This is a genomic window from Methylophaga sp. SB9B, assembly GCF_004832235.1.
Lineage (GTDB): Bacteria > Pseudomonadota > Gammaproteobacteria > Nitrosococcales > Methylophagaceae > Methylophaga > Methylophaga muralis.
This window is the reverse complement of the sequence record NZ_SSXS01000002.1, coordinates 120,966-132,692: the sequence shown is the minus strand read 5'-3', so window position 1 is coordinate 132,692 and position 11,727 is coordinate 120,966. Positions and strand designations below refer to the sequence as shown.

9 protein-coding genes, 1 other RNA gene and 1 pseudogene are annotated in these 11,727 nt (G+C 46.0%); 5 read left to right on the top strand and 6 right to left on the bottom strand.

Features of this window, described 5'->3' with window-relative positions; translation table 11 throughout:
- Window positions 1-4: 4 nt before the first annotated feature.
- Window positions 5-1,135, bottom strand: coding sequence for a glutamine-hydrolyzing carbamoyl-phosphate synthase small subunit (carA, locus tag E8Q33_RS02720; protein ID WP_136552643.1), 1,131 nt, complete (start codon window positions 1,133-1,135; stop codon window positions 5-7).
- Between the two features lie 166 nt (window positions 1,136-1,301).
- Between carA and hemB the strand changes: the two genes are divergently transcribed.
- Together hemB and aroE are read left to right on the top strand one after the other, a co-directional pair.
- Window positions 1,302-2,312, top strand: a complete 1,011-nt coding sequence (hemB, locus tag E8Q33_RS02715) for a porphobilinogen synthase (RefSeq protein WP_136552641.1) — start codon at window positions 1,302-1,304, stop codon at window positions 2,310-2,312.
- 3 nt (window positions 2,313-2,315) lie between these two features.
- On the top strand, window positions 2,316-3,137 hold the full coding sequence (aroE, locus tag E8Q33_RS02710) for a shikimate dehydrogenase (RefSeq protein ID WP_136552639.1): 822 nt from the start codon (window positions 2,316-2,318) through the stop codon (window positions 3,135-3,137).
- 60 nt (window positions 3,138-3,197) lie between these two features.
- Here the strand turns inward: aroE and E8Q33_RS02705 are convergent, their stop codons facing one another.
- Window positions 3,198-3,668 carry a Spy/CpxP family protein refolding chaperone gene (locus tag E8Q33_RS02705; protein WP_136552637.1) on the bottom strand — a complete coding sequence of 157 codons (471 nt, stop codon included), beginning with the start codon at window positions 3,666-3,668 and terminating at the stop codon, window positions 3,198-3,200.
- A 185-nt stretch (window positions 3,669-3,853) separates the two neighbouring features.
- Between E8Q33_RS02705 and E8Q33_RS02700 the strand changes: the two genes are divergently transcribed.
- Both E8Q33_RS02700 and E8Q33_RS02695 read left to right on the top strand, forming a co-directional pair.
- Window positions 3,854-4,540, top strand: coding sequence for a response regulator transcription factor (locus E8Q33_RS02700; protein WP_136552635.1), 687 nt, complete (start codon window positions 3,854-3,856; stop codon window positions 4,538-4,540).
- The gene (locus E8Q33_RS02695; RefSeq protein WP_136552633.1) at window positions 4,540-5,883 is read left to right on the top strand and encodes an ATP-binding protein; all 1,344 of its coding nucleotides are present in this window, start codon (window positions 4,540-4,542) and stop codon (window positions 5,881-5,883) included. The genes E8Q33_RS02700 and E8Q33_RS02695 overlap by 1 nt, the downstream gene beginning before the upstream one ends.
- A gap of 26 nt (window positions 5,884-5,909) precedes the next feature.
- Here the strand turns inward: E8Q33_RS02695 and sodC are convergent, their stop codons facing one another.
- From sodC to E8Q33_RS02680, 3 genes and pseudogenes are all read right to left on the bottom strand, one after another.
- Window positions 5,910-6,422 (bottom strand): superoxide dismutase family protein, encoded by a 513-nt coding sequence (sodC, locus tag E8Q33_RS02690; RefSeq protein ID WP_069294955.1) that lies wholly within the window; start codon window positions 6,420-6,422, stop codon window positions 5,910-5,912.
- Window positions 6,423-6,504: 82 nt separating this feature from the next.
- Window positions 6,505-9,686, bottom strand: a pseudogene (locus E8Q33_RS02685) (efflux RND transporter permease subunit).
- The gene (locus E8Q33_RS02680) at window positions 9,683-10,858 is read right to left on the bottom strand and encodes an efflux RND transporter periplasmic adaptor subunit (protein WP_136552631.1); all 1,176 of its coding nucleotides are present in this window, start codon (window positions 10,856-10,858) and stop codon (window positions 9,683-9,685) included. Before E8Q33_RS02680 ends, E8Q33_RS02685 begins: the two are co-directional and overlap by 4 nt.
- A 146-nt stretch (window positions 10,859-11,004) precedes the next feature.
- Between E8Q33_RS02680 and E8Q33_RS02675 the strand changes: the two genes are divergently transcribed.
- On the top strand, window positions 11,005-11,505 hold the full coding sequence (locus E8Q33_RS02675) for a MarR family winged helix-turn-helix transcriptional regulator (protein WP_069294958.1): 501 nt from the start codon (window positions 11,005-11,007) through the stop codon (window positions 11,503-11,505).
- 24 nt (window positions 11,506-11,529) lie between these two features.
- Here the strand turns inward: E8Q33_RS02675 and ssrS are convergent.
- Window positions 11,530-11,714: non-coding RNA, 6S RNA (gene ssrS / locus E8Q33_RS02670), on the bottom strand.
- Between the last annotated feature and the right edge of the window lie 13 nt (window positions 11,715-11,727).

Here is an 11,727-nt window from a genome sequence, read left to right as displayed (position 1 = left end):
TGTGTTATTTACCTGTCGCTTGTTCGAGTAGGTCGATAAAGTGATCGAATAGAGGTGATGCATCCTGCGGACCGGGACTGGCTTCCGGATGTCCCTGAAAGCTGAATGCCGGTTTGGTTTTATGATGAATACCCTGCAATGTGCCATCAAATAAAGAACGATGCGTGGTTTCAACGGTGTCAGGCAAAGTGGATTCATCTACGGCAAAGCTGTGGTTCTGACTGGTAATCATCACCAGTCCTGCCAGCAATTCCTGCACCGGATGGTTGGCACCATGATGACCGAATTTCATTTTTTCGGTTTTAGCACCACAGGCCAATGCCAGTAACTGATGTCCCAGACAGATACCAAAAATCGGCATATCTTTATCAAGGAAATACTGAATCGCCTTGATTGCATAATCACATGGTTCAGGATCCCCGGGTCCATTGGCCAGGAAAATGCCATCAGGATTCAACTTCATGACTTCTTCAGCAGGCATTTGCGCAGGCACTACCGTCAATTTGCAGCCACGTTCGGTGAGCATACGCATGATGTTTTTCTTGATGCCGTAATCATAGGCAACCACATGAAAACGCGGTTCGGCTTTACGAGACTGGTTGTCGATATGCCAGACACCTTCAGTCCATTCATAAGCCTGTTTGGTAGAAACTTCTTTGGCCAGATCCATGCCTTTTAAGCCGGCAAACGCTTTGGCTGCAGCAATGGCCGCATCCACATCAATATTGTCACCGGCAACGATACAGCCTTTTTGTGCACCTTTTTCGCGTAACAGACGTGTCAGGCGACGAGTATCAATACCAGCCAATCCCACTACATTGTGGCGTTCCAGGTATTTATCCAAAGCTTCTTCACCACGCCAGCTGGACATCACCGGTGACAATTCACGGATGATTAAGCCACTGGCATAAATCTGCTCGGATTCTTCATCGTCTTTGTTCACACCAACATTACCGATATGCGGATAGGTCAGCGTGACGATTTGGCGGCAGTAGGACGGATCAGTAATGATTTCCTGATAACCTGTCATGGCGGTGTTGAAAACCACTTCACCAACTGACTGACCCACAGCACCGATTGATTCGCCGTGAAAGACCGTGCCATCTTCAAGAGCAAGTAGCGCAGTTGTACGCAAGGGGAACCTCCACCAGATAAAAAAGGGACAGGGGACTTGACGTACACCCCAGACAAAATCTTTGCAATTTTAGCGCATCTGCAGCCTATGCGTCCACGCTAAAAACGATGACAAGTTACCTTGCCAACGGTAGTATGAAGCGCAGCTTATTGACCTGGCAGAACTTATGACCCAACAGTATTTTAATTTTTCAGGCTTTCCACAACAAAGACCGCGCCGTTTGCGCAAAGATGACTTCTCTCGACGGCTGATTCGTGAGCACCAGTTAACCGTCAATGATCTGATTTATCCCTGTTTTGTACTCGAAGGGCAAAATCAACGAGAAAAAGTCACTTCAATGCCCGGTGTGGAAAGACTGAGCATTGATCTGCTGCTTCAGGAAGCTGAAATCATCCACAAGTTGGGCATTCCAATGATGGCATTGTTTCCAGTGACGCCATTGGAGCAGAAATCTCTAGATGCTGCTGAAGCGTTTAATCCCGATGGTCTGGCGCAACGGGCTGTCAGAGCATTGAAAAAAGCCTTCCCCGATTTGGGTGTGATGACCGATGTCGCCCTGGACCCATTCACCACTCACGGTCAGGATGGTCTGATTGATGACAATGCTTACATCATTAATGATGAAACGGTTGAGGTTTTAATCAAACAGGCTTTATCTCATGCCGAAGCGGGAGCCGATGTTGTCGCCCCCTCCGATATGATGGATGGACGAATTGGTGCAATTCGTAATGCCTTAGAAAATGCCGGATATATTCATACGCGTATCATGGCTTACTCGGCAAAATACGCCTCGAGTTTTTACGGTCCATTTCGCGATGCCGTGGGCAGCGCTGGCAATTTAGCAGGTGGCAATAAATTCAGTTATCAGATGGATCCAGCCAATTCCAATGAAGCCTTGCATGAAGTGGCGCTGGATATTCAGGAAGGGGCTGATATGGTAATGGTCAAACCTGGAATGCCCTATCTTGACGTATTGTATCGGGTTAAACAGACCTTTCAGAAGCCGACCTTTGTCTATCAGGTCAGCGGTGAGTATGCGATGCTCAAAGCTGCAATACTGAATGGTTGGCTGAATGAAGAAGTGATTATGGAAAGCCTGCTGGCATTTAAACGCGCTGGCGCCGACGGTATCCTCACCTATTTCGCCAAAGATATTGCACAACAGTTACAGCGCTAAATCATGACAGATAAATACGCCGTGATCGGTAACCCGATCCACCATAGTAAATCCCCGTTGATTCATGCTGAATTTGCCAGACAAACCGGTGAGGATATTGAATACACAGCGATTGAAGTACCGTTGGACGGATTGCAGAACAGTCTTCAACAGCTTCGCGATGTGCTTAAACTAAAAGGCGTCAATGTGACGGTGCCCTTTAAGGAGCAGGTCTGGGCGATAACCAATCAAAAATCCGCTCGCGCTGAATTGGCCGGAGCGGTAAATACTGTTGTATTTAATGATGATGGCACCCTGTTCGGAGACAATACTGATGGGGTTGGCCTGTGTCGGGATTTGACAGTCAATCATCAGGTCGAACTTGCTGGTAAACGAATTTTATTGCTGGGAGCCGGTGGCGCCTCACGTGGGGTAATTGCTCCATTACTGGAATATCAACCTGCCAACCTATTTATTGCCAATCGAACAGCGGAAAAGGCCAGTCATATTGCAGAGTTATTTGCAGAACTTGGCAATATCCATGGCGGTGGGTTTGACCATATCTACGGTGAATTTGATGTGGTGATTAATGCCACTGCAGCCAGTTTGCAGGGTGAAGTCCCGCCATTACCTGATGCAGTGCTGGCAAGCGGTGCCTGCTGTTACGACATGATGTACAGCGATACCGATACGGCATTTATCCAATGGGCTAAAGCGCATAAGGCAGCCAAAACAATTGATGGTCTGGGCATGCTGGTTGAGCAGGCAGCAGAAGCTTTTTTTATCTGGCGTGGCGTGTATCCACAGACCACTTCAGTGATCTCAATGCTGCGTGATAAATCCTAAACGACACGCATAAAAAAACCTCACCCTGAGTAAAAGTCAGGATGAGGTTGGCGATAGGATTTACAGTTTTTTTCTGTCTTGCATTTTTTGTTCGTATTCAGCCATTTTTTGTTGTAATTGTTGTTGCTGTTCCGGTGTCAACAGCTTGAAAATTTGATTATTAAGTTGTGCTCTATCAGCTAAACGTTTTTCGTGTGCTGCCATTGTATCGGCAATAATCGCATCCAGTTTGGCCTGATCTACCGTTTCTGCAAAACTCAACTCAGCAAGTTGTTTGTGTGTTTGCCAATGAGATTTCATAGCTGATTTATCCTGATGCTGTGCTTCAACCAAGGTTTTGATTTCCGCTTTTTGTGCCTCCGTTAAATCAATGCCTTTGAGCATGCGTGGGATACCATCATGTTCTTTGTGATTTTTCTTCATCTCACTGTATTTGCCATCTTCACCACAACTTTTATGTTTATCGGCCATGGCGGGTGCCGTTAAAAATAAGGCTGGAACGATGCTTAACATCATTAATTTATTACGCATTTGGTTTCTCCTGAAACGGTTTATTTAAACTGCTCGCTGTCAGCTGACAGGCGTGGCTACAGTATTGTCGTAAAAACTGTAAATGACTGTTTTGATATGTAAATTCAGGTAAAAGCATAATTTACAATTAGCTGAATATTGCTCCAGACCTTATTATTAGCCTCAAACCATATGAGGATGTTTCTGTGAGCAGCGTATTAATCATTGATGACGATGTAATTCTTTCTGGATTGTTTCAGGATTATCTGGAAGAGGAAAAATTTCAGGTTCGCACAGCAGACACGGCAACAGAAGGACTACAGCTTGCCTTGCAAGGTGGATTCGATATTGTGATTCTTGATGTGATGTTGCCTGATATGAGCGGCACGGAAGTATTAAAGGGTATTCGCAAGCAAAGTCATGTACCTATTTTGATGTTTACGGCAAAAGGTGACGACGTTGATCGCATTATGGGACTGGAATCGGGTGCCGATGATTATGTTCCAAAACCTTGCACACCAAGAGAATTGATTGCCCGAATCAAAGCCATTTTACGTCGTAGCGAAATTACCCGGCAGCAACAACAGGATGAAACTGTTATTCAAATCGGTCCATTACAGTTGTGGCCACAACTACGCAAAGCTGTTTGGTTCGATCTGGCGCTTGAGCTCACCAGTACTGAATTCAGTTTGCTCGAAGCGCTGGCAAGAAATGCCGGGCAAGTCGTCAGTAAAAATGCTTTATCGGAGGCGGCTTTAGGCCGTCCATTAGCACGTTTTGATCGAAGTATTGATGTGCATATGAGCAGTATTCGTCACAAGCTCGGTCAGCAGCAGGATGGTCATTCCTACATTCAGACGGTGCGTGGCAAAGGCTATCAGTTGATTAAATAATGCGTAGTTTATTCTGGAAATTCTTTTTTGCTTTTTTACTGGCCTTATTGCTGACCAGTATCGGGGTGGCCAGCGGTATGTGGTTACGTCACAATGCAGAGCGTCAGTCTTTTGAAGCAATTCCGGTACAAGTCGGCTGGAAAGCAGCAGATTTAGTCGATAGTGCGTCAGACATAGTTCACTATGCCGGTATTGAACCACTGAAAAAATACCTAAAAGATAAGCAACGCAATGAAATTACCATTTTTGCCATTACTCAGGACAATAGTGATGTTCTGGGGCGCGATGTCGATGAAAACCTGCTGATTTCAACCCGCCAATTATTATTGGATAATCCAGAAATCCGCTCAATTCGTCAGGCAATATCCGTCGATGGCAAAGCCTTATTGCTATTTATTCCGTCACCGGAAAAGCTCAGCCAACGATTCACTCCACCAAAACGTCCCAAACCACCGCCATTTTTATTATTGTTAAGCATGTGGATCATTTCGGGTTTGTTATTTAGTGGCTTACTGGCCTGGTGGTTTACCAAACCAATCCGCATTCTACGAAAGGCATTTGATGATGTGGCGGATGGCAAATTACATACCCGTATTCGACCGGCAATGGGTAAACGGCGTGATGAATTGGCTGAGTTAGGCCAAAACTTTGACCATATGACCAGTCGTATCAGTCAATTACTCACTGCACAAAAACGCTTGTTGCATGATGTATCACACGAATTACGTTCGCCATTGGCACGCATGCAAGCAGCTATAGGACTGGCCCAGCAAAATCCAGATAAAACTGCCAAAATGCTGGATCGAGTTGAACGCGAATCAGAACGTATAGATCAGTTGATTGGAGATCTGTTGAATTTATCCAGACTGGAAACCCCGACCAGTGAAAATGATGGCAGACAAGATTTCGATTTTACTGAGATGCTGCTGGATATCATTGAAGATGCGCGCTTTGAGGCGCAAAACAAGGCAATTCAAATCGAGCATAACGATATCAAACAAATCAGCTTGTTTGGCCGTGCTGAACTTATTCACAGTGCTATCGAAAATGTATTACGCAATGCGATTAAATATTCACCTGACAATGGCGTTATTCAGTTAACTATCGAAAAATTATCTCAGCGATTGCAAATCCGTATTGAAGATCAGGGACCTGGAATTGCCCCACAGGATTTACAACTGATTTTTCAACCATTTTTCCGTAGTCGGGAAAATCAACATCAGAATGGAATTGGCTTAGGTTTGACAATTGCTCATCGTGCAATTGAAATTCATGGTGGAGAAATTTCAGCAGCAAACAGACCAGAAGGCGGACTTAGAATAACCATCTTCCTTCCAGTCTGATGCACGATTAATTTATATAGAAAATATTAGTTAGAGACGCCGCAGGCAACTCGTGCCCCGCCACCACCTAATGGCTCTGGATGATCAGAGTGATTATCTCCACCGGCATGCACCATCAACGACCGACCTTGTAAATCAGCTACCGTTAAACGCGGTGCTAAAACAGGATGAGTTGCTGTGCCGTCTTCAGCGACATACAAGGGGGGTAAATCACCTGCATGGCCACTGCCCCAAGGCGTGTCATGTTTGCCAGTGTTATAGGGATCATAATGTCCGCCTGCAGCCAACGCTGGCACCATTTGACCATCTTTCTCGGCGGCATCACAGCTCGGATTTTCATGCACATGAAAACCATGTAAACCAGGAGACAATGCTTTCAAATTTGGTGTAAAAACTAGCCCGAAAGCAGATTGATGTATCTCAACCGTACCTAAACTCTTCCCTGTTCCCTGTTTATCTACCTCAAAAATTTCTATTTGGGTGCTCGCAGCTGCAGTCGTCGCAGCCAATGCCATCATAATGCTTGTTAATAGTTTCATAATCCCTCCAAAAATAGCCGTGACACTCAATCGGACTCAGTTAAAAGCATGGAGTTCAAACTTCAAACAAGCGAATCATGCTTTAGGTGGACTGCACTTCATCGACGGTTTGTTGCTGGACACGCTTATCTCTTAATGACGCCAACCAACGGCAAAAAACATAAAACACTGGTGTAAATATCAATCCGAAAAAGGTCACTCCCAGCATACCAAAAAACACCGCTGTACCTAAGGCTTGACGCATTTCGGCACCGGCACCAGAAGCCAATACCAATGGTACCACGCCTAAGATAAAGGCAAACGAGGTCATCAGAATTGGGCGCAGACGAGTCCGTGCGGCTTCAACTGCAGCATCCAGGCGATTTAAACCACGGTCTTCAGCTTGTTTGGCAAACTCAACAATCAGAATCGCATTTTTCGAGGCAAGACCAATCAACACCACAAAACCAATCTGTACCAGAATGTTGTTATCCATGCCTCGCAAACTGACCCCAAGAATTGCCGCAAGTAAACACATCGGCACAATCAGCACCACAGCCAACGGCAATAACCAGCTTTCATAAAGAGCTGCCAGCAGCAGAAATACAAATACTACCGCTAGAGAAAAGCTAAGAAACGCCGTGTCACCAGCCAACTTTTCCTGTAATGCCAGTTCGGTCCATTCAAAACTGATTCCCTCTGGCAAGGTATCGGCCATCAGCTGCTCCACAATGGCAAGCGATTCACCACTGGAAAAACCCGGTGCAGTGCTGCCCTGCACTTCAATCGCCGGATACAAGTTGTAGTGCGGTAGACGGATTGGGCCGGTGATATTTTCAAATGTTGCAATCGTACCGATAGGCACCATTGCCCCATTATCCGAACGCGTGCGTAATTTGCCGATATCCTCAATTTCATCGCGATAAGGACCATCAGCCTGGGCAACCACACGATAGGTTCGGTTCAAAAAGTTAAAGTCATTGATATAACGAGACCCCAGATAAATTTCTAAGGTATCAATAACATTTCGCACCGGCACGTTGAGCATTTCTGCACGTGTGCGATCAATGTCGGCATAAATTCTTGGTGTGCCGGAGTTAAAGAAGGTAAATACCGCCGACAAACCGTCCGTTTGGTTGGCTGCACCTAACACTTCATTAGTCACTTCCTGCAGTCTTTCTAATCCAAGGCCACCACGATCCTGAACATAGAGTTTCCAACCACCGGAGTTGCCCATACCACGAACTGGCGGTGGTCTGATGGCAAAAGCCATTGCTGCATCTACCTGCGATAAGGCCTGCTGTGACCCTGCCACAATATCGTCAATGGTTATGCCAGCAGCAATGCGGTCTTCAAACGAATCCAGCGGCGTAAAGATAACCGCTGAGTTAGAAGCATTTGTAAAAGTCGGACCATCCAACCCAACAAATAACACCGCATGAGCAACACCCGGAACGTCTCTTAAACGCTTCGACGCTTCACGTGCAGCAGCATCAGTTCGTTCAAGCGTGGCACCCGGTGGCAACTGCAATACGTTAATTAAATAACCTTGATCCTGTTCAGGAATAAAGCCTGTCGGGACTTTATTAAATTCGTAGCCGGTCAACACAATCAAACCGACATAAATCAACAGCATGATTGACATCATTCGTAACAGCTTGCGTGTCATGGCCGAATAACGATCACCCATCCATTCAAACGCCCGGTTAAAGCCGTTGCCAAAAGCACGGAATGGATAACCGATCGTGCCCCAAACGCCGCCAGGCACATGTCCTTCAACATGAGGCTTTAATAACAGTGCCGATAAGGCCGGCGACAACGTTAGCGACACAATCAACGAAATGATCGTTGCTGTGGCGATAGTCAAGGCAAACTGCTGGTAAAACGCCCCGGAAATACCAGTAATAAACGCTGTCGGGATAAATACGGCGGTTAATACTATGGCGATGGCAACCAGGGCCCCGCCAACTTCATCCATGGTTTTATGTGCTGCTTCACGGGGGCTCAATCCCTCGCGAATGTAGCGTTCAACGTTTTCGACCACAACAATCGCATCGTCCACCACGATACCAATGGCCAGCACCAGACCGAATAATGACAAATTATTTAATGACACCCCAAGCATCGACATCACGGCAAAGGTACCGATCAAAGACACTGGAATCGCTAAAATGGGAATAAGCGACGCCCGCCAGCTTTGCAGGAACACCATCACCACCAAAATAACCAGTACGATAGCTTCTAAAATAGTGTGATAAATCTTTTCAATCGATTTGGCGATAAACTCAGTGGGGTCGTAAATTATCCGATACTCAACCCCATACGGCATGCTTTGAGCAATAGCCTCCATCTCGGCGCGAATGGCTTGAGCAGTTTCTAACGCATTGGAACCTGGGCGCTGAAAGATAACTACCGGTAAAGCGAGATGATCATCCAGATAACCAATATTGTTGTAGTCCTGCGCTGCCAGCTCAACCCTGGCCAAATCACGTAATCTGACGGTCCGTCCTTCAACACCACGTTTGACGATGATATTACTGAATTCATCTTCTTCTAAAAGTCGACCTTGCGTCTCAACACTTAATTCAAAGCCACCCTTGGTTTCGATCGGTTCTCTGTTGATGGTACCGGCTGCTATTTGGGTATTGTTTTCACGCAATGCCGCTACCACTTCGGTAGCTGTCATACCAAATGCCTGAGCCCGTTCTGGATCAATCCAGATCCGCATGGCATAAGCCCGCTCGGCCACGATTCGCGCCTCGCCTACCCCTTCAATACGTGCCAATCGATCAACTACTTGAGTTCTAGCGTAATTCGATACGTACAAATTATCGCGACTGCCATCGGATGAAAGAATATGGATAACCATCATCAAATCCGGTGAGTTTTTGCGAATATCGATACCTTGCCGGGTAACTTCTTCAGGCAGCAACGGTTCAGCTATGGCAATGCGATTTTGTACCAGAACCTGAGCAATATCGAGGTTGGTGCCAGGCTTGAAAGTTACGTTGAGAGATGTGCGACCATCCGCGGTGTTTTCAGATTTCATGTAGAGCATATTCTCTACACCATTAATCTGCTGTTCCAGCACTGTCGCTACCGTATTAGCGGCGTCTCAGCTGTTGCACCGGGATAGGTTGCTGTAACCGCAATACTGGGCGGAGCTATTTCAGGATACTGTGCAACAGGTAAATTACTATAGGCAATGGTACCTACCAGCACGATCAGGACCGAAATAACGGTCGCAAAAATAGGTCTTTCGACAAAGAAATGAGTGAACTTCATGAGTCTTGTCCGTCATTGTTAGCCTGTTCATCTGCCTGATATGGGACAGCATTAACTTCTGTTCCCGGACGAGCTCTCAATAGACCTTCAACAATAATGCGATCAGATGTTTCTAAACCGTGTCGGATAACTCTCATATTGCCCTGCAATGTGCCAAGTTCAACTGGTTTTGGAATGACTTTGCCTTCTTCATCTACAGTCATCACCACCTTGGCAGCCTGATCGGTAACAATAGCCTTATCCGGAACCAGCATGGCCTCTGCATTTTGACTGGTCGGCAAACGTAAGCGGGCAAACAGTCCCGGACGCAAAACACCATCAGCATTGTCCACCACTACACGCATTCTCAAGGTACCGGTATTTTCATCCAGTCGGTTATCAACAAAGTCGATGCGTCCGGTTCGTGTCCAGTCCTGTTCATCAATTAATTTAAGCTCAGTCGGCATGGCTCTGCCATTGGCAAGTTGATCCTGGCCTTGTGGCAGACGAATTAATTCCAGATATTCTGTTTCAGAGACATCAAACACAAAATGCAGCGGATCCAAAGAAACAATGGTTGTCAAAGCCTGGCCGGCATCGCCACTGCCAACCAGATTACCTACGTCAACCCGTCGGTTTGAGATACGTCCACTCACTGGTGCAGTAATTTTGGCGTATTGCAGATCCAGCTTGGCTGTTTTTACCGCTGCTGCCGCGGATGCCACATTGGCATTGGCTTCCTGAAAACGGGCACGGCGGGTATCCACTTCTTCCTGAGAAATAGCACTTTGGGTTAATAGACGTTCGCCACGTTTGGTGTCCAAATCGGCCAGCTTTAACTGACTATCCATTCTGGCCAGCTCTGCTTCCGCTCGTGCCACTGCTGCTTCATAAGGACGAGGATCAATTTCAAATAATAAATCGCCCTTTTCAACCATTTGTCCATCCTGGAAATGAACTTTATCCAGGTAGCCAGTTACTCTGGCCCGTAACTCAACCATTTCAACCGCTTCAAAACGACCGGTAAATTCTTTCCATTCCGTCAATTCGCGAACTTCAGGTTGCACAACTTGGACTCGCGGAAGATTTTGTTCTGCATGCGCCCCATGACTAATCAGGCTTAACGAGAATAAAGCGGTTAGTGTGAAAACCCGCAAAAATGCTGGTTTACCGGAAAGTGAATAATCTGGCATGACAGATCCTTTGTTATTCGCTGGTGAAAGCGAGGGGAATAGCTTAAGATTCTTTCTAGAAAGGTTTCTGGAAAGATTAATGCATGGTTCTTTGACGTGCAAGTTAATTATTTTGTCATAATTCTGCCACATAGGAGGGGCATCACTTGGCAGATCGCATCTTAACTATTGAAGATTCACTCGAACAAATGCGTAATTGTTGGAATGGGGATGATCTTGCTGTAGCTGAAACAATAAAACGGCTATTCCGGGCACGCGAATTATTTTTTTCTGATGCAAAAATTGTGATGGAACAATTTAATTTAAATGTTGGTGAATTCGATACGTTGGTATCTTTGCGCCTGCAAGGTCCGCCTTTTGAACAGACCCCTTCAAATATTTGCCAAGCTAATCTGGTGACATCTGGTGGTTTAACCAAAGTACTCAACAGCCTTGAAAAAGCTGACTTAATAAGTCGGCGGCAATGTGCTGATGATCAGCGTAGTCGTCTGGTCAAATTGACAGACAAAGGTAAAAAACTGATTGAGGAAGCATTAGGGATAGTCTTGGCAAGACATGAAAAACAGCTTAGTGATTCGCTAACCCGGGATGAGCGCGATATGCTCAACACGTTATTGAGGAAAATAAATCAGCTAGGAATGCGCTGATAAAATCATCAAAGTTATTTAAAGAAAGGCCCCACAGTGGCGTTACGAACGGGGTTCTTGAACCTGTTGGTTCAAGTGGGAAACCGCATGGGGATGGCAAACTTCCCGTCGGAGCGGGCTTGTTTTTCAACCCCGTAAATTTGGTTTCCTAAAGCATTTGCTTATCGGCTCAAGACAACACATGTCGCTATCGCTCACCGCAGGGTTGGTTAAATGATACGC